The 25,300-nt window shown below is 71.7% G+C and carries 18 protein-coding genes and 1 tRNA gene; 6 read left to right on the top strand and 13 right to left on the bottom strand.

The annotated features are described in order from the left end of the window. Nucleotides 1–46 precede the first annotated feature (46 nt). From RFN52_RS33630 to RFN52_RS33620, 3 genes are all read right to left on the bottom strand, one after another. Nucleotides 47–1,150, bottom strand: coding sequence for a maleylacetate reductase (locus RFN52_RS33630; protein ID WP_184852000.1), 1,104 nt, complete (start codon nucleotides 1,148–1,150; stop codon nucleotides 47–49). After that, nucleotides 1,147–2,016 (bottom strand): intradiol ring-cleavage dioxygenase, encoded by an 870-nt coding sequence (locus tag RFN52_RS33625; RefSeq protein ID WP_184851990.1) that lies wholly within the window; start codon nucleotides 2,014–2,016, stop codon nucleotides 1,147–1,149. The genes RFN52_RS33630 and RFN52_RS33625 overlap by 4 nt, the downstream gene beginning before the upstream one ends. A gap of 81 nt (nucleotides 2,017–2,097) precedes the next feature. Further along, on the bottom strand, nucleotides 2,098–3,870 hold the full coding sequence (locus RFN52_RS33620; protein ID WP_184851987.1) for an FAD-dependent oxidoreductase: 1,773 nt from the start codon (nucleotides 3,868–3,870) through the stop codon (nucleotides 2,098–2,100). 366 nt (nucleotides 3,871–4,236) lie between these two features. On the opposite strand from RFN52_RS33620, the gene RFN52_RS33615 reads away from it, so the two are divergent. Then, a complete protein-coding gene (locus RFN52_RS33615; RefSeq protein ID WP_184851985.1) occupies nucleotides 4,237–5,952 on the top strand; it encodes a sigma-54-dependent Fis family transcriptional regulator in 1,716 nt (571 codons plus the stop codon). 81 nt (nucleotides 5,953–6,033) lie between these two features. Here RFN52_RS33615 and RFN52_RS33610 read toward each other — a convergent pair. Next, nucleotides 6,034–6,118 (bottom strand) — tRNA-Leu (locus RFN52_RS33610). A gap of 142 nt (nucleotides 6,119–6,260) precedes the next feature. On the opposite strand from RFN52_RS33610, the gene RFN52_RS33605 reads away from it, so the two are divergent. After that, nucleotides 6,261–7,592, top strand: coding sequence for a DUF2254 domain-containing protein (locus RFN52_RS33605; protein WP_184851983.1), 1,332 nt, complete (start codon nucleotides 6,261–6,263; stop codon nucleotides 7,590–7,592). A 378-nt stretch (nucleotides 7,593–7,970) separates the two neighbouring features. Here the strand turns inward: RFN52_RS33605 and RFN52_RS33600 are convergent, their stop codons facing one another. The 3 genes from RFN52_RS33600 to sucC form a co-directional block, all read right to left on the bottom strand. Continuing rightward, the gene (locus tag RFN52_RS33600; RefSeq protein ID WP_184851982.1) at nucleotides 7,971–9,512 is read right to left on the bottom strand and encodes an aldehyde dehydrogenase family protein; all 1,542 of its coding nucleotides are present in this window, start codon (nucleotides 9,510–9,512) and stop codon (nucleotides 7,971–7,973) included. Between the two features lie 195 nt (nucleotides 9,513–9,707). Further along, the gene (gene sucD, locus RFN52_RS33595) at nucleotides 9,708–10,622 is read right to left on the bottom strand and encodes a succinate--CoA ligase subunit alpha (RefSeq protein ID WP_184851981.1); all 915 of its coding nucleotides are present in this window, start codon (nucleotides 10,620–10,622) and stop codon (nucleotides 9,708–9,710) included. A 14-nt stretch (nucleotides 10,623–10,636) separates the two neighbouring features. Further along, complete coding sequence (gene sucC / locus RFN52_RS33590) at nucleotides 10,637–11,767, bottom strand: ADP-forming succinate--CoA ligase subunit beta (protein WP_184851980.1); 1,131 nt, start codon at nucleotides 11,765–11,767, stop codon at nucleotides 10,637–10,639. Nucleotides 11,768–11,942: 175 nt separating this feature from the next. On the opposite strand from sucC, the gene RFN52_RS33585 reads away from it, so the two are divergent. The 4 genes from RFN52_RS33585 to RFN52_RS33570 all read left to right on the top strand — a co-directional run bounded on the left by RFN52_RS33585 (nucleotide 11,943) and on the right by RFN52_RS33570 (nucleotide 18,535). Beyond that, on the top strand, nucleotides 11,943–13,625 hold the full coding sequence (locus RFN52_RS33585) for a thiamine pyrophosphate-binding protein (RefSeq protein ID WP_184851979.1): 1,683 nt from the start codon (nucleotides 11,943–11,945) through the stop codon (nucleotides 13,623–13,625). A 9-nt stretch (nucleotides 13,626–13,634) separates the two neighbouring features. Next, complete coding sequence (gene frc, locus RFN52_RS33580; protein WP_184851978.1) at nucleotides 13,635–14,876, top strand: formyl-CoA transferase; 1,242 nt, start codon at nucleotides 13,635–13,637, stop codon at nucleotides 14,874–14,876. A gap of 4 nt (nucleotides 14,877–14,880) precedes the next feature. Further along, nucleotides 14,881–17,025, top strand: a complete 2,145-nt coding sequence (locus RFN52_RS33575) for an acetate--CoA ligase family protein (RefSeq protein ID WP_184851977.1) — start codon at nucleotides 14,881–14,883, stop codon at nucleotides 17,023–17,025. A gap of 121 nt (nucleotides 17,026–17,146) precedes the next feature. Further along, nucleotides 17,147–18,535, top strand: coding sequence for an OFA family MFS transporter (locus tag RFN52_RS33570; protein ID WP_184851976.1), 1,389 nt, complete (start codon nucleotides 17,147–17,149; stop codon nucleotides 18,533–18,535). A gap of 224 nt (nucleotides 18,536–18,759) precedes the next feature. Here RFN52_RS33570 and RFN52_RS33565 read toward each other — a convergent pair whose 3' ends face one another. The 6 genes from RFN52_RS33565 to RFN52_RS33540 form a co-directional block, all read right to left on the bottom strand. Next, nucleotides 18,760–19,812 carry a sugar phosphate isomerase/epimerase family protein gene (locus tag RFN52_RS33565; protein ID WP_184851975.1) on the bottom strand — a complete coding sequence of 351 codons (1,053 nt, stop codon included), beginning with the start codon at nucleotides 19,810–19,812 and terminating at the stop codon, nucleotides 18,760–18,762. An 81-nt stretch (nucleotides 19,813–19,893) separates the two neighbouring features. Then, a complete protein-coding gene (locus RFN52_RS33560) occupies nucleotides 19,894–21,327 on the bottom strand; it encodes an alkaline phosphatase family protein (RefSeq protein ID WP_184851974.1) in 1,434 nt (477 codons plus the stop codon). Continuing rightward, entirely contained in the window at nucleotides 21,324–22,493 is a 1,170-nt protein-coding gene (eboE, locus tag RFN52_RS33555) for a metabolite traffic protein EboE (RefSeq protein WP_184851972.1), read from the bottom strand. The genes RFN52_RS33560 and eboE overlap by 4 nt, the downstream gene beginning before the upstream one ends. Before the next feature lie 3 nt (nucleotides 22,494–22,496). Continuing rightward, complete coding sequence (locus RFN52_RS33550; RefSeq protein ID WP_184851970.1) at nucleotides 22,497–23,408, bottom strand: TatD family hydrolase; 912 nt, start codon at nucleotides 23,406–23,408, stop codon at nucleotides 22,497–22,499. Then, on the bottom strand, nucleotides 23,408–24,166 hold the full coding sequence (locus tag RFN52_RS33545) for an EboA domain-containing protein (protein WP_184851968.1): 759 nt from the start codon (nucleotides 24,164–24,166) through the stop codon (nucleotides 23,408–23,410). Before RFN52_RS33545 ends, RFN52_RS33550 begins: the two co-directional genes overlap by 1 nt. Further along, the gene (locus RFN52_RS33540) at nucleotides 24,163–25,194 is read right to left on the bottom strand and encodes a sugar phosphate isomerase/epimerase family protein (protein ID WP_311241115.1); all 1,032 of its coding nucleotides are present in this window, start codon (nucleotides 25,192–25,194) and stop codon (nucleotides 24,163–24,165) included. Before RFN52_RS33540 ends, RFN52_RS33545 begins: the two co-directional genes overlap by 4 nt. Nucleotides 25,195–25,300 lie beyond the last annotated feature (106 nt).

The following is a 25,300-nucleotide window of genomic DNA, read 5'->3' as shown; positions in this document are numbered from 1 at the left end:
ACCCCGCCCCCTCTCAAGCCGACGATCACGTGATCAACAACTTCTGTCAGGACCTCTGAGGGGTGCTCCCCTCGGCGTGCTCCGGCGGGCCCCCTTCGTACGCCGCCAGCAACACGCCCCGTACCCCTTCCGCCGTCACCTCCCGCGGGTTGGCATACGGCTCGCCCGCGGCCCGGGCCGCCGCCGGGGCCACGTCCGCTTCCGCGAGGCCCAGTTCGGCGAGAGAGCGTGGGGCGCCGAGGCGGCCGGCCAGCTCCCACAGGGCGCGGGGCACGTCGTCGGTGCCGCCGAGGGCGCGGCTCAGTACGGTCAACGCCTGCGGTGCGGCGGGGGCGTTGTGGGCGAGGGCGTGGGGCAGGACGACGGTGTGGGTCTCGGCGTGGGGCAGGCCGTAGGTGCCGCCGAGGACGTGGCACAGCTTGTGGTGCAGCCCCATCGTGGTCGTGCCGAGGCACGCGCCGCACAGCCACGCCGCGTACAGGGCCCGGCCGCGCGCGTCGAGGTCCTCCGGGTCGGCGGCCAGCCGCGGCAGCGCCTCCGTCATCGCCCGGACGCCCTCCTCCGCCATGACCGAGACCAGCGGGGAGACGTCCGGGGCGTACAGCGCCTCGACGGCGTGCGCGAGCGCGTTGATCCCGCTGGTGACGGTCAGGGAGAGGGGCAGAGAGAGGGTGAGGCGGGGGTCGTAGACGACGCTGCGGGGCTGGACGACCGGGTCGCGGCCGGTGCGTTTGGCACCGTGCTCGGTCAGGCCCCACACCGGGGTCATCTCGGAGCCCGAGTACGTCGACGGCACGGCGATGAGCGGCAGTCCGGTGCGCAGGGCGATCGCCTTGCCGAGCCCGATGGCGGAGCCGCCGCCCACCGCGACGCAGCCGTCCGCGCCGGCCGCCCGGACAGCGGCGACGGCCCGGTCGGCGTCCTCGACGGGCACGTGCATCCGCGCCTCGGGGTGCAGCCCGGCACACCTGTCGCCGAGGGCGTCCGCCACCGTCCGTGCGACGGACTCGCCCCGGCTGCCGCACACCACGAGCATCCGCCTCAGGCCCAGGCGTGCCGCCTCGTCCGGGGTCGCCGTGACGGCCGCGCCGGGCCGGAAGACGACCCGCACGGGCCGGGTCTCGTACGTGAACTCTTCCTGGAACGTCATGCGGCCCGCTCCAGGACGAGGTCGAAGCGGGCGTGCCGGAAGGGGTTCGGCACGCCGAACTCCCGGGCCAGCGCAGGGTCGTCCGTCTCCGCGAAGTCCCGGACCAGACTCCGCTTCACGGCGAACACCGCGTCGGAGTCGAGGTAGTCGCCGCCGGCCACGAAGAGGTGCGTGGTGACCGGCGTGTGGCTCTCGGCCGTGGCGATGAAGTGGATGTGCGCGGGGCGGTAGGGGTGCCGTCCGGTCGCGCGCAGCAGCCCGCCCACGGGGCCGTCGGTCGGGATCGGATACGCCGCCGGGACGCAGGTGCGGAACCAGAAGCGGCCCTCGGCGTCGGCGGTGAACAGCCCGCGTCCGTTGCCCGCGGGCTGGACGCCGGGCTGCTGGACGTCGTAGTAGCCCTTGTCGTCGGCCTGCCAGACGTCGACGACGGCGCCGGGCAGTGGCGTGCCGTCGGCGGACCGCACCCGGCCGCTGACCACGCACCTCTCGCCGCCGCCCACCAGGTCGATGTCGTCGCCGAGCGCGCGGACCGGCGACTCGGTCAGGTGGAAGGGGCCCAGCACGGTCGACTCGGTCGCCCCGGCCGCGCGGTCGCCGTTCAGAGTCTCCACCAGCATGGACAGGCCCAGGACGTCCGACAGCAGGATGAACTCCTGCCGGGTGTCGGTGCAGGCCTGGCCGGTCGCCGTCAGGAAGGCGATCGCCCGATTCCATTCCTCCTGGGTGAGACGGGTCTCGCGTGCGAAGTCGTGCAGATGGCGGACGAGGCCGGTGAGCAGCTCGCCCAGCCTCGGGTCCGCGGTCCCGCGCAGGCTGGCGAGGACCTGCCCGGTGATGCCGGCTCCGGTCGCGTCGGTGGTCATCCCGGCTCCTCGTCGTCGACGTCCGCTTCTTCCGGCTCTTCCGTTGCTTCCAGCTCCCCCGCAGCTTCCATGATGGCGCGTTCAGGCATGCCCGAGGATGCGCCGCAGCGCGTCCGCGAGCAGTTTCCCCGCGTCCTCCGCGAGCAGTTTCCCGGCTTCCGGACCTGCGCCGGCGTGCCGGAAGGCGACGAACCCGTCCGGGCGTACGAGGAGGGCGCCCGCGTCCGGGATCTCCCGCAGCCGCGCCCAGTCGCCGTACGGGTCCTCGTACTGCTGCCCGGGGCCGATCACCACCGCGGTTATCTCCACCTCCTGCCCCTCGGCCGCCCGCACCCAGGCCTCTCCCCCGATGCCGGTCAGCAGGGTGAAGCGGCCCCGGCCGATCGTGTCGAGGGTGGAGAGCGTGCGGGTGCCGGAGGTGATCCAGGCGTGCGGGAGCCGGGCGCCGGGCCGGGAGGACGGCTGGTGGTACAGCTCGGGGTCGCGGGCGAAGCCAGGGTCGGGCGTGCCGTCCGGGACGATCGCGGCAGAACCGTCGGCGGGGTAACGCTGGTTGAGGTCGACGCCGTGCGCGTTGAACTCGTAGACCTTGTAGGCGATCGCCTCGCGCAGCTTCGCCCGCTGCTTCTCGGCGGCCTCGGTGGCGTCCTTGCGGGCGGCGATGTTGGCCCACAGCTGCTCGGGGGTCTGCGGGGAGAGTCCGTCGAGGGCCTCGAAGACCGGGGCGGTCTCCCGGATGGACCGGTTGGCGCGGGTGACGATCTGCCGGCCGACGTGGGCGCGCTCGGCGGTGTAGCTGTCGAGCAGCTTCGGGTGGGCGGTGCCGTCGAGGACCAGTTTGAGCTTCCAGGCGAGGTTGTAGGCGTCCTGGATCGAGGTGTTGGAGCCGAGGCCGTTGGACGGCGGATGCCGGTGCACGGCGTCGCCGGCGCAGAAGACGCGGCCGTTCGCGTACGACTCCGCGTACATCTCGTTGACCGTCCACGCCGAGGACGACCTGACGGTCACGGGGATGTCGTCGTCGCCGACGAGCTGCCGGACGACCGACTCGGCGTACTCGGTGGTCAGGTCGGGCGCGCCGGCGTTCACGTCGTAACCCCAGACGATCAGCCACTCGTTCCAGGGCCGTACGCAGCGCACCAGCCCCGCGCCGATGCCGCCGACCGTCGCGCCCGGGGCGAGGACCCAGTAGAGCGTGGACGGGCGGTGGGCGGTGTACTTGCTCAGGTCCGCCTCGAAGACGATGTTGATGCTGCCCGCCACGCCCATCTGACCGCCCATCGGCAGCCTGGCGTCCGCGGCGACCCTCGACCGTCCGCCGTCGGCGCCGATCAGGTACTTGGCGCGGATCTCGTAGGTGTCCCCGCGCAGCCGGTCGCGGACGGTGGCCGTGACGCCGTCGGCGTCCTGGGTGTGGGACAGGTACTCGTTCTGGAAGCGGAGCCGGGTGCCGCGGGCGACGGCGGCGTTGACGAGGACCGGTTCCATGAGGTGCTGCGGCATGTCGCACATGCGGGTGGGGCTGGCGAGTTCGTGCTCGGCCTGCACGAGCGGTTCGTTGCCCCAGGAGCGCACCCGGCCCAGTTCCTCGCCCGCCAGGCTGGTGCAGAACGTCGTGTTGCCCATCAGGTGCTGCGGTGTGGCCTGGGCAACGACCTCCTGCTCCACGCCGAGGTCGCGCAGCACCTCCATGGTGCGCTGGTTGGTGATGTGCGCGCGGGGGGTGTCGGCGAGTCTCGCGTAGCGGGTCACCACGATGTTGGGGACGCCGTAGGTGCTCAGGGCGAGCGCGGCCGAGGCACCGGCCGGGCCGCTGCCCACGATCAGGACGTCGGTCTCGACGACGGTGGACACGGGCGCTCCTGCGGAGGGGTTCGGGCGGCATGGAGGTCGGACGTCCGTGATCATGGCGTGCTCCGGCGGACCGCGGGTGTCTCATTACGAGACACCCGGTGGGGCGGGCCGTCCCGCCACAAGAGACCCCGTGCGGCGGGCCATCTCCCTGCGAGACCGCCGGTGGGCGGGCCGTCCCGTCACGAGACACCCCGTGCTGCGGACCGGCCGTCTCCCCGCGAGACCGTCGGCGGGCCGTCCCGTGACGGGAATCCGGTGCGGCACGCTCGGTCGGCAGCCGCGAGCCCGGCACCGGACGGCCCTCGCCGATCAACGGACCCAGCAGTTGTTGCCCGTTCAACCGAACCCGCTACGGTGGTGCGTGCCGTGACCACCACAGACCCTGCCCCCGCAGCCACCGCCCGGCCCTCTCTGAGCGCCGCCCGCGAGCGGTTCCTGTCGGGACGCCCGCTGCCCCCGGGCGTGCCGGAGGAGGTCCTCGCGGCGTGGCGGCGGGCGCGGTTCTTCGGTGTGCCGCACGACTTGACGGAGCCGGTGGCGGGTCCGCCGCTCCCCGGGGAGTCGGTACTGCTCGGCGCCGCCCGGCCGGTGCTCGACCGGGTCGCCCCCGCGCTGGGCGTGGACGGGTCGCTGCTCGTCCTGACCGACGAACGACTGCGCGTGCTGTGGACGGCGGGGAGCGTGCCCGGGTTGGGCGGGTGGGCCGCGCTGTCGGAGCAGGAGGTCGGCAACAACAGCGCGGCCCTCGCCCTGCGTGTCCGGAGCCGGGCCGAGGTGCACGGGCCCGAGCACTTCCTCGACCGGTGGCAGGACGTGTCCGCGGTCAGCGTCCCGGTGCTCGGCCCGGAGGGCGGGCAGGTGCTGGGCACACTGACGGTCGCGTCTCCGCTGTCCGCCGCGGGCCGGCCGCATCCGCAAGGGGCGCTCGCCGAGGCGACCGTCGCCGCGGTCGAGACCGAGCTGCGGGCGCGGGCCGGGCGGGGCGAGCGGGTGCTGCTGGACGCCTACGTGCGGGCGGCACGGGGACAGAACCGGGCCGTGGCAGCCCTCGACGGCCGCAACCGGCTGGTCAGCGACGCGGCCCAGCGTCTGCTGACGCCCGAGGTGCTCGCGGTGCTGGAACGTACGGCGGCCGACGCCCGGGACACGGACGTCACGGGCTTCGCGGAGCTGCCGGAGGGAGCCGGGTGCACCGCACATGTCACCCCGGTCCGCCTGGACGGCAGGACCATCGGGATCGTGGCCGCCCTGGACCCGCTCGACGATCCGGCGCCCCAGGCCCCGGCCTCCTCCCCGCCGGTCGCACTGACCGGCTCCTCGGTCTCCTGGCGGCACGCCGTCGGCCGTGCCGTCGAACTGGCCCGCTCCCAGGAGCCCCTGCTGCTCACCGGTGAGCGCGGCACGGGCAAGTCCGCGCTGGCGCGGGAGCTGTTCGGCCCGGACCCCGTCCAGGCCGCCGACGCGGCGCGGGACCCCGGCCTCGGCCAGGCTCTGCCCGCGTGGCAGCCCGGCCGCCCGCTCCTGCTCCGTCACGCCGAGCGCCTGGCACAGCCCGGCGTGGCGGCGCTCAACTCCCTGCTCGACCAGCACCCGGACACCCGGCTGGTGGTCACCTGCACACCCGGCGCACCGGTCGGCCCCTGCCTCGAGCGCCTGCTGGACAAAATGTCCGCCCGCTCGGTCACTCTGCCGCCCCTCCGCGAACGCACCGAGGACATACGGGAACTCCTGTCGGCCCTCGCACCCCGCACGACGCCCGGGCAGCCGCCGCTGACCTGGACCCTGGACGCCCTGCGTGCGCTCCAGCTGTACCCCTGGCCCGGGAACGTCACCGAGCTGGCCCACGTCGTACGGGCCCTGGCGGAGCGGCGGCGGGCGACCGGGCCGGTGCGCCGGGCGGAGCTGCCGGACGCCGTCCGCGAAGGGCCGGCCGCGCGCCCGCTCAGCCCGATGGAGCACGCCGAGCGCGCCGCGATCCTGGAGGCGCTGCGCCGCCACGGCGGCAACAAGGCACGCGCGGCCGCCGCGCTGGGGATCGGCCGGGCGACGCTGTACCGCAAGCTGCGGGAGTACCGGCGCTGAGGCGATGGCTACGGCACGGGAGGCATGACGCACAACAGCTAGGGCGGGTCGAGAAGATCTCGACCCGCCCTAGCTGATCTGTGTCCGAGGGGGGACTTGAACCCCCACGCCCGATAAAGGGCACTAGCACCTCAAGCTAGCGCGTCTGCCATTCCGCCACCCGGACCAGGTGTCTGCCGCCTTGCCAGGGGTGTTCCCCGCAGCGACACGGACAACAATACCAAGGTTTCGGAGTGCCTTTCACCTGCGTTTCCGCCCGCGTGGCGGGGGTCCCGGACCTCGCGCTCCGATACCTCTAGGGTCACACCATGAGTGACTGGATGGTTACGCAGAGCTCCTCGGTGGGACGTCGGCCCCGTGCGCTGTCACCGCTCAGGGAGCATCTGCGGGACACCTTCTGGTTCGCCCCGACCGCGGCGATGGTGTGCGTGTTCGTGGTCTGGGTGGGGGCGGAGGCGCTCGACACGGCGATCGTCGACGCGCTCCAGGAGGACCGGGACTACGAGACGCTCGACGAGCTGCTGCGGTTCGCGGAGGACGCGAGGGCCGTGGTGAGTGCGGTCGGCTCGGCGATGATGACCTTCATCGGTGTGGTCTTCAGCATCTCGCTGGTGGCCGTGCAGATGGCCAGCGGGCAGTTCACCCCGCGCGTGGTGCGGCTGTTCGTCCGGAGCCGGATCACCAAGGCGACCTTCGCGGTGTTCCTGGCGACCTTCGTGCTGACCCTGCTGGTCATGACGAGCTTCGACAGTGTCGAGGACCCCCGGGCCGTCACGTCGGTGCCTTTGGTGCAGGCGGTGCTCACCCTCTGCATGGTCGGGCTGAGCCTGCTGCTCTTCGTGCTGTACGTGAACTCCACGCTGAGGCTGATGCGGATCAGCCATGTGATCGCGCGAATCGCCTCGGAGTCGTTCCGGGTGACCGCCTCGATGCCCGTCCCGGCGGTCGGGCAGGAGGCACCCGGCCTGGGCGCTGTCACCGTGTGGGTACCGCACGAGGGCCAGGCGGGGGTGCTGCGGGACGTGCACGTCGCGCGGCTGGTGCGGGCGGCGCGCAAGCACGGGGTCGTGCTGCGGCTGATCCCGCGGATCGGGGACTTCGTGGTGCCGGGCATGCCCGTGCTGGCGGTGCACGGCGGGCCGGTCCCGCCGCGCCGGGTGCTGCGGTACGCGATCTCGGTGGGGGTGGAGCGGACCTACCACCAGGATCTCGGTTTCGGGCTGCGGCAGTTGTCCGACATCGCGTTGCGCGCCCTGTCGCCCGCGATCAACGATCCGACGACCGCCGTGCAGGCGCTGGACCGTGTCGTCCAGTTCCTGGCAGCACTGAGCCGACGGCCGCTGGACGCCGCCCTGCACCGGGACCGGGCCGGTGCGGTACGGCTGGTGCAGCCGGTGCCGGACTGGACCGAGCTGGTGGATCTCGGGTTCGCCGAGGTACGGGGATGCGCCGTCGGCAGCCCGCAGATCTCCCGGCGCATGCTGGCCGGTCTTGACGACCTGCTCCTGCTCGCGCCACCGGAACGGCGCGAGCCGCTGCTGCGGCATCGCGCACTGCTCCGTCAGGCCGTCGGCAAGGCGGCTCCGACCGCGTCGGACCGGGACTTCGCCCTGCGCCCGGACCGGCAGGGCATCGGCTGAGCGACGTCGCGGAGTGCCGCGTCGCGCGCCCGGCTTGGGGCCGGGGAGGGGTCGGGTGCCCGGTGGAGCCCGGACGTCCGGTGGGGCCGGGAGGTCCGTTGAGGCGGAGGTCCGGGCGACTCAGGGAGGTCCGGGAGGCCCGGGGATGTCCGGGAGGCCCGGGGAGATCCGGGAGGTTCGAGGAGGCCCGGCCCGCCATGGCAGGCCACTCAGAGACAACAGACCGCACAGACACGGCGGGCGACACAGACACGGCGGGCGACGGACCGCACCGACACGGCGGGCGACGCCGGCGCCCCGTCGGACCGTTACGGCGTCCGACGCCGGCTCCTCCTAGCGAACCCCGCGGGGAACCGGCGTCGGACGCGCCCCCCTACGTCAGGGCAGCAACTGGTACTCCGGGAAGTTCCCCGGCAGCCGCTCCCCCTCAGGTCCCCGGGTCACGGCGCGCACCAGCAGGTCACCGCCGACGAACGCGCCGCGCCAGGAAGCTCCGAGCCCGCCGAACAGTTCGTCGCGGTCGCCCCGGGAGCGGGGCGCGCCGTGGCCGACCTTGAACGCGCGGATCTGCGGGGCGAGCCGGTCGTACGTCGCCCGGTCGTCCGTGGACAGCGTGGCGACCAGCGCGCCGTTGGAGGCGTTCATCGCGGCCAGCAGCTCCGCTTCCGTGTCGACCAGGACGATCGTGTCGACCGGGCCGAACGGCTCCGCGTGGTGCAGCGGGGAGGACGAGGGCGGGTTGAGGAGCGTGACCGGCTGGACGTAGGCGGCGGTGTCCTGGCCAGGCAGGAAGCGGGCGTCGTCGGGCGCGGCCCGGTGCAGCGGTACGGCGCCGCGCTCGATCGCCTCGGCGACCTGGTCCTGCAGTTCCTTCGCCTTGGCAGCGTTGATGACCGGCCCGAAGTCCAGCTCCGGGTACGGGTCGTCAGGCTGCTCCACGGCGAGCGGATGCCCGACCCTGAGCGTGCGCACCGCCGGGAGGTACGCCGCCAGGAACGCGTCGAACAGGTGCCGCTGGACGACGAAGCGCGGGTACGCCGTGCAGCGCTGCTTGCCGTAGTCGAACAGCTTGGGGATCACCGCGGTGAGCGTGTCCCAGTCCGAGTGGTTCCAGATGCCCCAGGTGTTGAGTCCTTCCTGTTCGAGTACGTGTCGTTTGCCGAGGTCGGCGACGGCCGTGGCCACGGCGGCGCCGGTGTCACGGCCGCCGATGAAGGAGACGCAGCCGATCTCGGGCGCCCGCACCAGCGCCTGCGACAGCTCGCCTCCGCTGCCGCTGACGAGGGTCACGGGGATGCCCTCGCGGGCGGCGAGGGCACAGGCCAGGGTCAGACAGGCGACACCGCCGTCGGTCGGGGTCTTGGCGATGACCGCGTTGCCTGCCAGTGCCTGGACCAGCACTGCGTGAACGAGCACGCTCATCGGGTAGTTCCAGCTGGCGATGTTGGACACGGGGCCGTCCAGCGGGGCGCGCCCGGCGAGCATCGGTTCGATCCCGTCGACGTACCAGCGAACCCCGTCGATGGCCCGGTCGACGTCCGCCTGGGCGAGCCGCCAGGGCTTGCCGATCTCCCAGACGAGCAGCAGCGCGAGCAGACCGCGGTGTTCGGCGAGAGCGTCGAGGGTGGCCGCGACCCGGGCCCTGCGCTCCTCCAGGGGGAGGTGCCGCCAGGCGCGGTGCTGGTCGAGGGCGGCGTAGACGGCCCGGTGGGCGGTGGTCCCGTCCAGGCGTGGCGGGCCGGCGATCGGGCTGCCGTCGACGGGACTGACGGCGGGCAGGACCCGGCCGTCCTCCTGCCAGGCGCCGTTCCAGAGGTTGAGGACCCGGTCGTCGCGGAAGGCCTCGGGGGCGACGGCGAGACAGCGCCGCCACGCGTCGGGCCAGGACGTGCCGGACTTGAGGGTGAGGGTGGGTGCCAAGGGTTGCTCCGCTCTCGGTGCACAGTCGGGGGCGGGGAATTCGGCGGGGGGGGTGGCCGGGCAATCGGCCGGGGTATCGGCGTGGGTGGGGCGGTGATCGGCCAGGGAATCGGCGTGGGTGAGCCGGCAACGTGCCAGTGAGTCGAGTCGACATGGATGGGCCGGTAACGGCCGGAGCGGCGGCGTGGGTGGCCGCTAGCGGCCTTCGAGCCGCGCGAGCACCAGCTTCGCCGTCTCGGTCGGTGTGCTGCCGACGCTCACCCCGACCGCCTCCAGGGCCTCCTTCTTCGCGGCGGCCGTGCCGGAGGAGCCGGACACGATCGCGCCCGCGTGCCCCATGGTCTTGCCCTCGGGTGCGGTGAAACCGGCGATGTAGCCGACGACCGGCTTGGTGACGTGCTCGCGGATGTAGGCCGCCGCCCGTTCCTCCGCGTCGCCGCCGATCTCCCCGATGAGGACGATCAGTTCGGTGTCGGGGTCGTCCTGGAAGGCGGCGAGGCAGTCGATGTGGGTGGTGCCGACGACGGGGTCGCCGCCGATGCCGACGCAGGTGGAGAAGCCGATGTCGCGGAGCTCGTACATGAGCTGGTACGTCAGCGTGCCCGACTTGGAGACCAGTCCGACACGGCCCGGCTTGGTGATGTCGGACGGGATGATGCCCGCGTTGGACTGGCCGGGTGTGATGAGGCCCGGGCAGTTGGGGCCGACGATGCGGGTGCCCTTGCCCTCGGCGTAGGCGGTGAAGGCGACGGAGTCGTGGACGGGGATGCCCTCGGTGATGACGACGGCGAGGCCGATGCCGGCGTCGGCGGCCTCGACGACGGCTGCCTTGGCGAAGGCGGGCGGCACGAAGACCACGGTGACGTCCGCTCCCGTCGCACGCATGCCGTCGGCGACCGAGCCGAAGACGGGCACGGCCCTGGGGGCACCTCCCAGGCCCTTTAGGCACTGGGGGACGTCGAAGTCGACGGTGCGGCCCGCCTTGCGCGGGTTCACCCCGCCGACGACGTTCGTGCCGGCGGCGAGCATCCGCCGCGTGTGCTTCATGCCCTCGCCGCCGGTCATGCCCTGGACGAGGACCTTGCTCTCCTTGGTGAGGTAGATGGCCATGGCGTTCCCTCTCCTCAGGCCGTGGTGGCGAGTTCGGCGGCACGGGCGGCGGCGCCGTCCATGGTGGTGACCTGCTGGACCAGCGGATGCGCGTGCTCGTCGAGGACGGCCCGGCCCCGGGCCGCGTTGTTGCCGTCGAGCCGTACGACGAGCGGCTTGGTCAGCCGGACGGTCTCCAGGGCCCGCACGATGCCGTCGGCGACCGCGTCGCAGGCGGTGATCCCGCCGAAGACGTTGACGAAGACGGATTTCACGGCCGGGTCGGAGAGGATGACCGACAACCCGTCCGCCATCACCTGGGCGCTCGCTCCGCCGCCGATGTCGAGGAAGTTGGCGGGCCGCGCACCGCATCCCGCGACCACGTCGAGCGTCGACATGACGAGCCCCGCGCCGTTGCCGATGATGCCGACCTCGCCGTCCAGCTTCACGTAGTTGAGGCCCTTCGCGGCCGCGGCCGCCTCCAGCGGGTCGTCGTGCCCGGTGTCGTCCGCGCCCCAGCGTGCCTGCCGGAAACGGGCGTTGTCGTCGAGGGTGACCTTGCCGTCGAGAGCCAGGATCCGGCCCTCCTTCGTGCGGACGAGCGGGTTGACCTCGACGAGGAGGGCGTCCTCGCGGACCAGTACCTGCCACAGGCGCACGAGGACGTCGACGGCCTGGGGCGGCAGCCCGGCCGCGTCGGCGATCTCGGTGGCCTTGGCCGAGGTCACGCCCTCGGACGGGTCGACGGGGATGCGGGCGACCGCCTCCGGCCTCGTGGCGGCGACCTCCTCGATCTCCATGCCGCCCTCGGCCGAGGCGATCGCGAGGAAGCGGCCGGCCGCGCGGTCGAGTACGTAGGACACGTAGAACTCGGTCTCGATGTCGACGGGTTGGGCCAGCATGACCTTGCCGACCGTGTGGCCCTTGATGTCCATGCCCAGGATCTGGCGTGCGGTCAGCTCCGCGGCGGCCGGGTCGGCGGCGAGTTTCACGCCACCGGCCTTGCCGCGCCCACCGGTCTTCACCTGGGCCTTCACCACGACTCGGCCACCGAGCCGGCGTGCGATCTCGCGCGCTTCCTTGGGCGAGTCGGTCACCTCGGCCCGCGGCACCAAGATGCCGTGTTCTTCGAAGAGTTCCCTTGCCTGGTGTTCGTACAGGTCCATTTCGGCTCCTGACTGCTGTGTCTTCTGGGGAGCGACCCCCAGCCCCCGAAAATGCCGCACGCCCCCTGGACACCACCCACCGGATGCGGGATAACAAGCTTCATACAGTATTCGTCGACTGTATGCAATGTACTGCGAGCCGCTCCAAACCCCTACGAAGGGACAGGACTTCGCCATGCCCGACGACACCCAGGACTTGATTTCCGGTGGTCATCTCGTAGCCAAGGCGCTGAAGGCCGAGGGAGTCGACCGCATCTACACGCTGTGCGGCGGCCACATCATCGACATCTACGACGGCTGCGTCGACGAGGGCATCGAGGTCGTCGACGTACGCCACGAGCAGGTCGCCGCCCACGCCGCCGACGGTTACGCCCGCATCACCGGCAAGCCCGGCTGCGCGGTGGTCACCGCGGGCCCGGGGACGACCGACGCCGTCACCGGTGTCGCCAACGCCTTCCGCGCGGAGTCCCCGATGCTGCTGATCGGAGGTCAGGGGGCGCTCACCCAGCACAAGATGGGGTCTCTCCAGGACCTGCCGCACGTCGACATGATGAATCCCATCACCAAGTTCGCGGCGACCGTGCCCGACACGGCCCGCGCCGCGGACATGGTGTCCATGGCGTTCCGCGAGTGCTTCCACGGAGCGCCCGGCCCCTCCTTCCTGGAGATCCCGCGCGACGTGCTGGACGCCAAGGTCCCGGCCGGCAAGGCGCGCGTGCCACAGGAGGGCGCCTACCGCGCCTCGACCCGCTCGGCCGGCGACCCCGAGGCGGTCGAGAAGCTCGCCGACCTGCTGGTGCACGCCGAGAAGCCGGCCATCCTGCTCGGCAGCCAGGTGTGGACCACCCGCGGCACCGAGTCGGCCATCGAGCTCGTGCGCGCCCTCAACATCCCCGCCTACATGAACGGCGCGGGACGCGGCACCCTCCCGCCCGGCGACCCGCACCACTTCCAGCTCTCACGCCGGTACGCCTTCTCAGGCGCAGACATCATCGTCATCGTCGGGACGCCCTTCGACTTCCGCATGGGCTACGGCAAGCGGCTGTCGCCGGACGCGACCGTCGTGCAGATCGACCTCGACTACCGCACGGTCGGCAAGAACCGCGACATCGACCTCGGCATCGTGGGCGACGCCGGCCTGGTGCTGAAGTCGGTGACCGAGGCTGCCTCCGGACGCATCAACGGGGGTGCGTCCAGGCGCAAGGAGTGGCTGGACGAGCTCCGGGCGGCCGAGCAGACCGCGCTGGAGAAGCGGCTGCCGAACCTGAGGTCCGACGCCTCACCCATCCACCCCTACCGTCTGGTCAGCGAGATCAACGACTTCCTCACCGAGGACTCGATCTACATCGGCGACGGCGGCGACATCGTCACCTTCTCCGGCCAGGTCGTGCAGCCCAAGTCGCCGGGGCACTGGATGGACCCCGGCCCCCTCGGCACGCTCGGCGTCGGCGTCCCCTTCGTGCTCGCGGCCAAGCAGGCACGGCCCGACAAGGAGGTCGTCGCGCTCTTCGGCGACGGCGCGTTCTCCCTGACCGGCTGGGACTTCGAGACCCTCGTCCGCTACAACCTCCCGTTCGTCGGCATCGTCGGCAACAACTCCTCCATGAACCAGATCCGCTACGGCCAGGCCGCCAAGTACGGCAAGGACCGCGACCGGGTCGGCAACACCCTCGGCGACGTCCACTACGACAAGTTCGCCCAGATGCTGGGCGGTTACGGCGAGGAGGTCCGCGACCCCGCCGACATCGGCCCGGCACTGCGACGCGCCCGCGAATCCGGCAAGCCGTCGCTGATCAACGTCTGGGTCGATCCCGACGCGTACGCCCCCGGAACCATGAACCAGACCATGTACAAGTGAGGTGCCCCGATGACCACCCCGTCCACCAAGGCCCTCGAAGGCATCCGCGTCCTGGACATGACCCACGTCCAGTCCGGGCCGTCGGCGACCCAGCTGCTCGCCTGGCTCGGCGCGGACGTCGTCAAGCTGGAGGCGCCGACCGGCGACATCACGCGCAAGCAGCTGCGTGATCTGCCGGACGTCGACTCCCTCTACTTCACGATGCTCAACTGCAACAAGCGGAGCATCACCCTCAACACCAAGACCGAGCGCGGCAAGGAGATCCTCACCGAGCTGATCCGGCGCTCCGATGTCATGGTCGAGAACTTCGGCCCGGGCGCGGTGGACCGGATGGGCTTCACCTGGGACCGCATCCAGGAGATCAATCCACGGATCGTCTATGCCTCCATCAAGGGGTTCGGCGAGGGCCCGTACACCAACTTCAAGGCGTACGAGGTCGTCGCACAGGCCATGGGCGGGTCGATGTCGACCACCGGTTTCGAGGACGGGCCGCCGCTGGCGACGGGGGCCCAGATCGGGGACTCGGGGACGGGTGTGCACGCCGTGGCGGGCATCCTCGCCGCGCTCTATCAACGGGAGCGCACCGGGCGCGGGCAGCGGGTCAACGTGGCCATGCAGCACGCCGTACTCAACCTGTGCCGGGTGAAGCTGCGGGACCAGCAGCGTCTGGCACACGGGCCGCTCGCTGAATATCCCAACGACGACTTCGGCGACGAGGTTCCCAGGTCCGGAAACGCGTCCGGCGGCGGCCAGCCCGGCTGGGCCGTCAAGTGCGCGCCGGGCGGCCCGAACGACTACGTGTACGTCATCGTGCAGCCCGTCGGCTGGCAGCCGATCAGCGAGCTCATCGGCCGGCCCGAGCTGGCCGACGACCCCGAGTGGGCGACGCCCGAGTCGCGGCTGCCCAAGCTCGGCAAGATGTTCCAGCTGTTCGAGGAATGGTCCTCGACGCTGCCCAAGTGGGAGGTGCTGGAGCGGCTCAACGCGCGCAACATCCCCTGCGGGCCGATCCTCTCCACCCGGGAGATCATCGAGGACCGTTCGCTGGTCGCCAACGACATGGTCGTCACCGTTCCCCACCCCGAGCGCGGCGACTTCGTGACCGTCGGCAGCCCTCTCAAGCTGTCCGACTCCCCCGTTGAGGTGACCAGCTCCCCGCTGCTCGGCGAGCACAACGAAGAGGTCTACGTCGGCGAACTCGGCCTCGGCGACGAGGAAGTGCGCCTGCTCAAGTCGAACGGAGTGATCTGACGTGATGGCGGAAGACCGGGTCCTGCGGGTGCGGTCCCTCCTGGAGTCCGTGCGGGCCGAGGGACGGACCGCGCTGACCGCGCCCGAAGGCAAGGTGATCGCCGACGCGTACGGGATCGCCGTGCCGGGCGAGGAGCTGGCGACGGACGTCGACGAGGCCGTGGCGTTCGCGGCGCGCTTCGGCGGGCCCGTCGTGATGAAGATCGTCTCGCCGGACATCCTGCACAAGACCGATGCCGGCGGAGTGATCGTCGGGGTCGAGGGCGCGACCGGCGTACGGGCCGCGTTCCACGAGATCATCGACAATGCGCGCGCCTACGACGCCGACGCCCGCATCTCGGGCGTGCAGGTGCAGGAGCTGCTGCCGAAGGGGCAGGAGGTCATCGTCGGCGCCGTCACGGACCCGACGTTCGGGAAGGTGGTCGCCTTCGGGCTCGGCGGGGTCCTCGTCGAGGTCCTGAAGGACGTCACCTTCCGGCTCGCGCCGGTGGACGCCGACGAGGCGCTGTCGATGCTGGACTCGATCCGGTCGGCCGAGATCCTGCGCGGGGTACGCGGCCAGGCGGGCGTGGACCGTTGGGCCGTCGCCGAGCAGATCCGCCGGGTCTCGGAACTCGTCGCGGACTTCCCCGAGATCGCCGAGGTGGACCTCAACCCGGTGATCGCGACGGCGGAGGGGGCCGTCGCGGCCGACATCCGGGTGATCCTCGCCGAGTCGCAGCCCGTGCCGCGCCGGAAGTACTCGCGCGACGAGATCCTCGCGTCGATGCGCCGGCTGATGCAGCCGGGTTCGGTCGCCGTGATCGGCGCCTCCAACGAGCAGGGAAAGATCGGCAATTCGGTGATGCGCAACCTCATCGACGGCGGGTTCGCCGGGGAGATCCATCCGGTGAATCCCAAGGCCGATGACATTCTGGGCCGCAAGGCGTACAAGAGTGTCACGGACGTTCCCGGTGAGGTGGATGTGGCGGTCTTCGCGATCCCCGCCAAGTTCGTGGCCTCGGCCCTGGAGGAGGTGGGACGCAAGAAGATCCCGAACGCCGTGCTGATCCCCTCCGGGTTCGCGGAGACCGGCGAGCACGAACTCCAGGCGGAGATCGTGGAGATCGCCGAGCGGCACGGCGTACGGCTGCTGGGGCCGAACATCTACGGCTACTACTCGACCTGGCAGGACCTGTGCGCCACGTTCTGCACGCCGTACGACGTCAAGGGCGGGGTGGCGCTGACCTCGCAGTCGGGCGGCATCGGGATGGCCATCCTGGGCTTCGCCCGCACCACCAAGACGGGTGTGTCGGCGATCGTCGGGCTCGGCAACAAGTCGGACCTGGACGAGGACGATCTGCTGACCTGGTTCGGCGAGGACCCGAACACCCAGTGCATCGCGATGCACCTGGAGGACCTCAAAGACGGGCGCGCCTTCGTGGAGGCCGCCCGGGCGACCGTGCCGAAGAAGCCGGTGGTCGTACTGAAGGCCGGACGGACGGCGGCGGGGGCCAAGGCGGCCGGTTCGCACACCGGTGCCCTCGCCGGTGACGACGCCGTGTACGACGACATCCTGCGGCAGGCCGGGGTGATCCGCGCTCCGGGGCTGAACGACATGCTGGAGTACGCGCGCGCGTTGCCGGTGCTGCCCGCTCCCCAGGGCGACAACGTCGTGATCATCACGGGCGCCGGCGGCAGCGGTGTGCTGCTCTCCGACGCGGTGACGGACAACGGCCTGTCCCTGATGGAGATCCCGCCGGACCTGGACGAGGCGTTCCGGAAGTTCATCCCGCCCTTCGGGGCCGCGGGCAACCCGGTGGACATCACCGGGGGCGAGCCGCCGTCGACGTACGAGGCGACGATCCGGCTGGGCCTGGAGGACCCGCGCATCCACGCGCTCGTCCTCGGCTACTGGCACACCATCGTCACTCCTCCCATGGTCTTCGCGGAGCTCACCGCGCGCGTGGTGGCCGAGTTCCGGCAGCGGGGGATCGAGAAGCCCGTGGTGGCGTCGCTCGCGGGGGACGTGGAGGTCGAGGAGGCCTGCCAGTACCTCTTCGAGCACGGGGTGGTGGCGTACCCGTACACGACCGAGAAGCCGGTGGCCGTGCTCGGCGCGAAGTACCGCTGGGCGCGGGAGGCGGGACTGCTGGGGGGCGGTACATGAGGTGAGTGAGCGGGGGCCGGCCGACGGTGCGCGTCGGCCGGCCCCGGGAGCCGCACGCGCACGAAAGGCATGGGACAGGGGGCGCTGGCCAGATCTTTCGACGCAAGGGGTGCGACACGACATGACAACGACCGATCTGCCCACCACGGTTCCCTACCGGGAGGTCACCGACGCGAACGGTCGCGTCTACCGTCTCGGTGAGACCGACATCGACATCATGGGGCGCAAACGCAAGTGGATGGTGATCCTGCCCTGGATCGGCATGATGGGCATCTCCTCCGCCGAGTACGCGTTCGCGTCCGCCGAGGACACCCTGCACACCGCGCACAGCTGGAACAGCATGCACATCTTCTGGATGATGACCGTCTGGGTCTTCTTCCAGGCCGCGGTGGCCTTCCCCGCGGGCAAACTGCGGGAAAGCGGGAAGCTGCCGGCCCGCTGGGCCATGATGCTCGGCGCCACCGGCACGCTGCTGGGCTACCTGTCCCTCGCCTTCGCGCCGCACGTGGTCTTCGCCTACATCGGGTTCAGCATGTTCAGCGGCATGGGCGCAGGCATGGTGTACGCCACCTGCGTCAACATGGTCGGCAAGTGGTACCCGGAGCGCAAGGGCGGCAAGACCGGCTTCGTCAACGGCGGTTTCGCCTACGGCTCGGTGCCCTTCGTCTTCCTCTTCAACGGCTACATGGACCTGACCAACTTCCGCTGGGTGCTGGTCTCGGTGGGTGTGTTCCTGGCCGGGATGGTCGCGTTCTCCGGCTACTTCTTCAAGGACCCGCCGAAGAACTGGTGGCCCTCCGCGATCGACCCGCTGAACCCGCCGGACGACCCGCGCGCGGCCCGCTCGATGCGGATGAACCCGCCGGCGGTGCGCCAGTACTCCCCCAAGGAGGCGTGGAAGACCGGCCGGGTCGCGCTGATGTGGTTCTGTCTGGCGTGCACGTCCGGCGTGAACATCTTCGGCATCGCCTTCCAGGTGGAGATCGGCGAGGAGGCCGGGTTCGCGGGCGGGATCGTCGCCACGGCCATGTCCCTGAAGGCCATCGTCAACGGCACCGGCCGCGGTGTCATCGGCTGGCTCTCCGACCTGTACGGCCGCAAGCGGTGCCTGCTCGTCGTCTGCGTGATCCTGGGCCTGTCCCAGTACGGCATCCTCTGGTCGGCGAACGCCGAGAACCTCCCGCTGTTCCTGGTCTTCTCGTCGATCTCCGGTTTCGGCGGCGGCGCCATCTTCCCGATGTTCGCCGCGCTCACCGCCGACTACTTCGGTGAGAACAACAACGCGTCCAACTACGGCATGGTCTACAGCGCCAAGCTCGTCTCCGGCCTGGGCGCCGGCATGGGTGCCGTGGTCGTCGGTGCCTGGGGCCACTCCGGTGCCTTCATCCTGGCCGGCTCCATCTCCCTCTTCGCCGGCTGCGTGGCCCTGTTCCTGACGCCGCCGGGACGCGACAAGGAAACGCGCCGCATCTCCCCCAACCCGCAACCGCTCGGCGAGGACACGACCTGACATGACGCCGGATCCGACTGCGGCACCCAGACCTTCGGCACCGTCCGCCGCCGCACACCGTCCCCGTCGCCGTCGCCGAACGACCGTCTGCCATCCCCGCGTCCACCGCCTCGGCGGGACGGGCGGGGACGTCCCGGGCCGCGTGCGGCCCGCGGGCTGACCGTCCCCCACGTGAGGAGGCCCTTCCCCGGCCGGGGAAGGGCCTCCTCACGTCTCCGGGGTCGTCAGCACTTCTCCCTCAGGGAGTGCAGGTGCGCGCTGGAGCGGCGCGCGAAGGTGAAGGACTCGGCCGGGTTGTCGTGCTCGGCCTGCCAGTGGTGGGCCATGCGGTGGCCGCGCAGCCGGGTCACGGCGGATATGAACCGCTGGTAGTCGATGTCGCCGTCGCCGACGTCGGTCATGCGGTATCCGTACGGGTTCGACGGGTCACTCTCGCCGTCCTTCACGTGGAAGAGCGGGTAGCGGTCGGGCTGTCGCAGGACGTAGTTCAGCGGTTCGAAGGGCGCGGGTGTGCCGTCGGGCCGCTTGGAGAAGCGGAACTGGCCGACGTACGCCCAGTAGATGTCCATCTCCAGGTACACGAGGTCGGGGTCGGTCTCCTTGAGCAGGATGTCGTAGAGGCGGACCTTGGGGTTGTCGGTGGCGAAGGAGAACTCCTCGGAGTGGTTGTGCTGGTAGAACTTCATGCCCCGGGCCTTCGCCGCCGCCCCGTACGTGTTGAAGTCCTCGGCGGCGCGCTTCCAGGCGTCGACGGTCGAGCCGTAGCGGAACGGGCCGGCGGCCGTGCCGATGTGCCGGAGACCGAGGGCCTGGGCGTCGTCGAGGACCTTGGTGAGGTTCTGGGCGAACGTGTAGGCGCCCGGGTCGGAGGAGTAGTAGCCGACGTGGCTGCCGATCGGGTTCAGACCGTGGCTGCGGGCCAGGCGCTTGAGCTGGGCGAGGGTGATGGGGCCCGCCGAACCCTGGGTGTAGCCGGCGAACTCGACCTCGTCGTAGCCGTACCGCTCCAGTTCGGCGAAGACGGGGCCGAAGCCGAGGGTGGAGACCTTGTCGCGCAGGCTGTACAGCTGGATGCCGAGTCGGCCGGGCGGCAGGACGGGGCGGCCCCTGCCCTTGGCGCCGGACGCGGTGCCGGTGGACGCGGTGGCTGGGGCGGCGGTCGCCGGGGCCGCTGCGCCGAGCAAGGCGGCGGCGGTGGCGCCGGCGGCCACGCCGAGCATGCCTCGTCTGCTGAGGCGGTGGCCGAGTTCGGGGTCGGGCTGGGAGAAGCGGCTCATGCGTGGAACTCCTCGTGATCGCGGGGCGTTGTCAGTGGTGAGTGCTTCACTTGTGACCAGTCGGTACTGAGGGCTGTGGCCTCAGGCGAGACCGGCGAGTCGGAGCAGCAGTGACTTCACATCGGTGGCCGCGACGCGGTCGCCGACAGCACGGGGGGTGGAGCAGATGAGGAGCGGACCGTCGTCGTCGCTCGCCGGAAGGCGGCCGTGGCTGCCGCGAATAGGTGAGGGGTCCAAGGGCACGACCGCCATGCGGTAGCGCATGCCGAGCTTCTTGCGCACCAGTGCGGTGGCCGCCTTGACCTTGACGTACGGGTCGAGGGGATCCATGAAGAGTTCGACCGGGTCGTAGCCGGGTTTGCGGTGGATCTCGACGAGTTGCGCGAAGTCGGGTGCGCGGTCGTCGTCGAGCCAGTAGTAGTACGTGAACCAGGCGTCGGGCTCCGCCACGGCGACGAGTTCGCCGGCGCGCGGATGGTCGAGGTGATGGCTCTTCTTGCCCTCGTCGTCGAGGAGTTGGGCGATGCCGGGCAGATCGTCGAGCGCGGCCCGGGTGGCGTCGAGGTCCTCGGGGCGGCGCACGTAGACATGGGCGATCTGGTGGTCGGCGACCGCGAAGGCGCGGGACGCCATCGGGTCGAGGTACTCCATCCCGTCCTGTGTGTGCACCTCCAGCAGGCCGGCGCGGCGCAGGGCGCGATTGATGTCGACGTGCCGGTTCACACGGGTGATGCCGTACTCGGACAGTGCGACGACGGTGCGGCCCTCGGCGCGGGCGTCGTCCAGCAGCGGGGCCAGGGCGGCGTCCAGGTCGGTGGCCGCCTTCAGGGAGCGCGGGTCGTCGGGGCCGAAGCGCTGCAGGTCGTAGTCGAGATGAGGGAGGTAGCAGAGCGTCAGGTCGGGGTGCCGGGTGCGGATGATGTGGCGAGTCGCGTCGATGATCCACCGGCTGGAGACGAGGTCGGCCCCAGGGCCCCAGAAGTGGAACAGGGGGAACGTGCCGAACCTGTCGGTGAGTTCGTCGTGCAGGTCGGCAGGCCGGGTGTAGCAGTCGGGTTCCTTGCGTCCGTCGGCGTAGTAGACCGGACGGGGGGTGACGGTGATGTCGGTGTCCGCGCCCATGGCGTACCACCAGCAGATGTTCGCGACGGTGTAGCCGGGGTGGGCGCGGCGGGCGGCGTCCCAGAGCTTGTCGCCGGCCACCAGCCCGTTGTGCTGGCGCCACAGGAGGACGTCGCCGAGTTCGCGGAAGTACCAGCCGTTGCCGACGATGCCGTGCTCCGAGGGCATGGTGCCGGTGAGGAACGTGGACTGGGCGGCGCAGGTGACGGCGGGCAGGACGGTGCCGAGCGGGGCGCGGGAGCCGGACTGGCCGAGCGCCTTGAGGTGGGGCATGTGGTCGAGGAGACGGGGGGTGAGGCCGACGACATCGAGAACGAGGAGTGGAGTGGGGCGGTCCGTGGCGGCCGGGAGCGTGGCGGCCGGGCCCGGGTGCTCATGGGGGCCGGTGCTCATGGCAGCTCCTTCAGGCCGAGGTCGGTCAGCAGGTCGCGGGCGAGGGTGAGTTCGGCGGCGACGCCCTCGGTGAGCTGGGTGCGGCTCTTGGGGCGCGACTCGGGCGGAAGGGCCTGCCAGGTGTAGGTCTCGACCTCCAGGTGGCGGGTGAGCGGGGCCGGGCCGCCGACGAGCCGGGTCAGTGCGGATCTCAGGACCGGGAGGGTGGAGGTGAGGGGCGCGGCGGGGGCCGCGTGCAGCGGGACGTGGAAGTGGGCGCGCCAGGGTGAGGCGTCGGGCAGGGCGTGTCCGGCGAGGGCCTCGTCGAGGTCGTCCGTGGCGCGCAGGCCGGCCGCTGTGGCGGTGCGGGTCTGGTGCAGGAAGCGGGGTTCGGCGAAGGCGGCGAGGGCCTCGCGGACCTCGGGGAGATGGGGGTGTTCGGCGTGCAGGGCGGCGGAGAGCTGGGATTTGACGACGGGGACGCGCGCCTCGGCGAGGGCGTCGAAGGCGGCGTGCGGATCCTCGAAGGAGGTGGCGAGATGGCAGGTGTCGACGCAGATGCCGATGCGGTCGTGACCGATCGCGGTGATCGGGGCGATGGCGTCGCGGGTGGTCTCGACGACGCAGCCGGGTTCCGGTTCCAGGCCGACGCGGATGGAGCGGCCGGTCAGCTCCTCTATGGCGTCGAGGCGTTCGGCGAGGGTGCGCAGCGCGGCGCGGGCGGTGTTCGCGCGCTCGTCGTCGTACGCGGTGCGCCAGGCGAGGGGCAGCGTGGAGATGGTCCCGTCGGTGACGTCGTCGGGAAGGAGCCCGGCGAGGACGCGGGCCAGGGCGGTGGTGTGGTCGAGGCGTTCCGGGTCGGCCCAGTCCGGCTTGTAGACGCGGTACTTGACCTCCTCGGCGCCGAAGCCCTCATAGGGGAAGCCGTTGAGGGTGACGACCTCGAGGCCGCGCCGGTCCAGCTCGGTGCGCAGCCTGCGCAGTGCGGAGGGGTCGGTGACGAGGGCGTGGGCGGCGTCCTTCGCCAGCCACAGCCCGATGCCGAGCCGGTCGCGGCCCAGGCGGCGGCGGACGGGTTCGCAGTGGTCACGGAGCTGGGCGAGGACGCCGTCGAGGGTCTCGGCGGGATGGACGTTGGTGCAGTAGGCGAGGTGGACGGTGGAGCCGTCGGGGTGGCGGAAACGCATGGTTCACGCCTCCGCGGGGGTCACGCGGCCCGGCGTGCCGGCGCCGGTGTCCGGTTCGTACGGATCCCGCGGGGCGCCGCGCAAGATGGAGTTGCCCTCGTGGGTGGCCTCCGTACCGGTGACGTCGAGGCTGAGGCGGCCGCTGAGTCCATAGAAGGCGACGGGGTTGCGCCACAGCACCTGGTCGACGTCGTCCTCGTCGAAGCCCTCGGCCAGCATCAGGTCGCCGACCTTGCGGGTCTTGAGGGGGTCGCTCTTTCCCCAGTCGGCTGCGGAGTTCACCAGGACCTGTTCGGTCCCGTGGGAGCGCAGGATCGCGACCATGCGTTCCTCGTCCATCTTGGTGTCGGGATAGACGGAGAAGCCCAGCCAGCAGCCGCTGTCCCTGGTCTCCTTGACGGTGGTCTCGTTGAGGTGGTCGACCAGGACGCGGTCCGCGGGCAGGGCGGACTCCCGGACGACGTCGAGGGTGCGGCGCAGCCCGGCGAGCTTGTCGCGGTGGGGGGTGTGCACGAGGGCGGGCAGTCCGTGGTCGGCCGCGAGCTGAAGTTGCGCGGCGAGGGCGGTGTCCTCCGCAGGGGTCATGGAGTCATAGCCGATCTCCCCGACGGCCACGACGTTGTCCTTGACGAGATAACGCGGCAGCTCGTCGAGGACGGGCGCGCAGCGCGGGTCGTTCGCCTCCTTGGGATTGAGGGCGATCGTGCAGTGGTGGGCGATGCCGTACTGCGCTGCCCGGAAGGGCTCCCAGCCGAGGAGGGAATCGAAGTAGTCACGGAAGGAGGCGGGCGAGGTGCGGGGCTGGCCCAGCCAGAAGGAAGGCTCGACGACGGCACGCACACCGGCTGCGTACATGGCCTCGTAGTCGTCGGTGGTCCGGGATGTCATGTGGATGTGGGGGTCGAAGATGCGCATCAGGACTCCTTGCCGTGGGGGTGGTCAGTGCCCGGGGCAGCCGGGGTGACGGACTCGGTCAGGTCCAGGACGCGGTCCAGGTCCTCGGGGACGGAGCGGCCGGCTGCGGTGCGTTCGGCGGCGTAGTCGGCCAGCATGCGGGCGAGTTCGCCGTCGCCGGCGGCGCGCCGGGGCAGGTCCGCCACGTGATCGACGGGGACGCCGGTGAACAGGCACTTCAGCACGGCATGACGCCAGGCGTGGGCCGTCAGGTGCCGGGCGGCGTAGGGGCCGACGGCGGCGCTGAGGAGCCGGGTGTCGTTGGTGCGCAGGGCGTCCTCGATCAGTGGGAGGGCGCCCGGGCCGGACACGAGGTGGGGCAGGGCGTGCAGCACGGCTCGGCGTTCGTCGGCGGTGCCCTGGAAGTACACCCGGGTCAGCGCGTCGGTGCCGGCGCGGGCCGCGTCGAGGATCAGGACCCGTGCGGCGTCGGCGTGTGCGGGGCCGCAGCGCCGGCCGGCTTCGGCGAGCCGCAGCTCCCATACGGAGATGGGCCCGTGAAGGCCGGGGTGGGCGGCTGCCTCGTCGAGGGCGTGGTCGAGCCAGGTGCGGGCGGGTGGGTCCAGGTGGGTGGTGAGGTGGTGGCGAAGGTCTGTGAGGGAGGGGCGGATGGAGGTGGAGGCGGTGTCAGGGGTGGGTTCGCCGGTGTGGGTTCTGGCGCTCGGGGTGTCCTGGGCGCTCCCGGTTCTCGCCGTGGGAGTGGTGCGGGGGTGGCTCATCTGCTGCTCCCTTCAGGGGCGGTGGAGGGAGCGCCGTGGGGTGGCGCGGTCTGCTGGAAGGCCTCAGCGGGGCCGGGCGGGGCGGTGCCGGGCGAGGCGGTGGCCGCTGTCCGCTCGGCGTGGCGGAGGAACGGCAGGGAGTGCGCGGCGAAGTGAGGGCCGGCGTGGGAGTGGCGGGGCAGTTCGACGACGGTCAGGCCCTGGTAACCGGTGGCGGCGAGGGCCGCGAGGACCGGCGGGAAGTCGATCTCCCCCTCGCCGAACGGGAGGTGTTCGTGGACGCCGCGCCGCATGTCCTCGATCTGGACGTGCCGCAGCCAGGGGGCGGCGGCCCGCACGCAGTCGGCGGGAGAGAGGGGTTCGAGGCACTGACAGTGGCCGATGTCCAGGGTGAGGCCGAGGAGTTCGGGGTCGCCGAGGGAACGGCGGAGGTGGTGGAAGTCGGCCAGGGTGGCGAGGAGGTGGCCCGGCTCGGGTTCGACGGCGAGCGGGATGCCCGCGGAGGCGGCGGCGTCCAGGACGGGAGCGAGGGACTCGGCGAGGCGCTTCCACGCGGTGTCGGTGCCGGTTCCCTCCGGCACGGTCCCGCTGAAGCAGTGCACCGCGTGCGCGCCGAGGTCGGCGGCGACTTGGACGGCCCGGGCGAGCAGGTCGGTGCGGCGGGCCCGGTCCTCGGGGTCCGGGTCCAGCAGGGACGGGCCGTGCTTACGGCGGGGGTCGAGCACGTAGCGGGCACCCGTCTCGACGGTGACGCCCAGCCCGAGCGCGTCCAGCCGCTGCGCGACCCGGCGGGTACGGGCGGCGAGGCCGGGGGCGAGCGGGTCGAGGTGCATGTGGTCGAGGGTCAGTCCGACGCCGTCGTAGCCGAGGTCGGCGAGGAGCGAGAGGGCGTCGTCGAGCCGGAGATCGGCGAGACCGTTGGTGCCGTAGCCGAAGCGGAGGGAAGGGACGGCGCCGCCCGGCGGGGCGGTGGTCGCAGGAGCGGCGTCGGGCGAGGCGGCGGCCCGGACGGAGGGGGCGTCGGACACGGCGGCATCCCTGATGCCGGCCGACTGCGGGCCGGCCGACTGCGGGCCGTCCGGCTGCGGGCCGTCCGGCTGCGGGCCGTCCGGCTGCGGGCTGGTGGGGGCTGGT

The sequence above is a fragment of the Streptomyces collinus genome (assembly GCF_031348265.1).
In the GTDB taxonomy this organism is placed as follows: Bacteria; Actinomycetota; Actinomycetes; order Streptomycetales; family Streptomycetaceae; genus Streptomyces; species Streptomyces collinus.
The sequence above is the reverse complement of the archived record's forward strand: the minus strand, read 5'-3'. Positions and strand labels throughout refer to the sequence as shown.

Coding starts and splice junctions, on each gene's coding strand:
- RFN52_RS33585 (WP_184851979.1), top strand. CDS start 11,943: ATGCCCGACGACACCCAGGACTTGATTTCCGGTGGTCATCTCGTAGCC.
- RFN52_RS33575 (WP_184851977.1), top strand. CDS start 14,881: ATGGCGGAAGACCGGGTCCTGCGGGTGCGGTCCCTCCTGGAGTCCGTG.
- RFN52_RS33605 (WP_184851983.1), top strand. CDS start 6,261: ATGAGTGACTGGATGGTTACGCAGAGCTCCTCGGTGGGACGTCGGCCC.
- eboE (WP_184851972.1), bottom strand. CDS start 22,493: ATGCGTTTCCGCCACCCCGACGGCTCCACCGTCCACCTCGCCTACTGC.
- RFN52_RS33560 (WP_184851974.1), bottom strand. CDS start 21,327: ATGAGCACCGGCCCCCATGAGCACCCGGGCCCGGCCGCCACGCTCCCG.
- frc (WP_184851978.1), top strand. CDS start 13,635: ATGACCACCCCGTCCACCAAGGCCCTCGAAGGCATCCGCGTCCTGGAC.
- RFN52_RS33630 (WP_184852000.1), bottom strand. CDS start 1,150: ATGACGTTCCAGGAAGAGTTCACGTACGAGACCCGGCCCGTGCGGGTC.
- sucD (WP_184851981.1), bottom strand. CDS start 10,622: ATGGCCATCTACCTCACCAAGGAGAGCAAGGTCCTCGTCCAGGGCATG.
- RFN52_RS33545 (WP_184851968.1), bottom strand. CDS start 24,166: ATGAGCCACCCCCGCACCACTCCCACGGCGAGAACCGGGAGCGCCCAG.
- RFN52_RS33625 (WP_184851990.1), bottom strand. CDS start 2,016: ATGACCACCGACGCGACCGGAGCCGGCATCACCGGGCAGGTCCTCGCC.
- sucC (WP_184851980.1), bottom strand. CDS start 11,767: ATGGACCTGTACGAACACCAGGCAAGGGAACTCTTCGAAGAACACGGC.
- RFN52_RS33570 (WP_184851976.1), top strand. CDS start 17,147: ATGACAACGACCGATCTGCCCACCACGGTTCCCTACCGGGAGGTCACC.
- RFN52_RS33565 (WP_184851975.1), bottom strand. CDS start 19,812: ATGAGCCGCTTCTCCCAGCCCGACCCCGAACTCGGCCACCGCCTCAGC.
- RFN52_RS33550 (WP_184851970.1), bottom strand. CDS start 23,408: ATGCGCATCTTCGACCCCCACATCCACATGACATCCCGGACCACCGAC.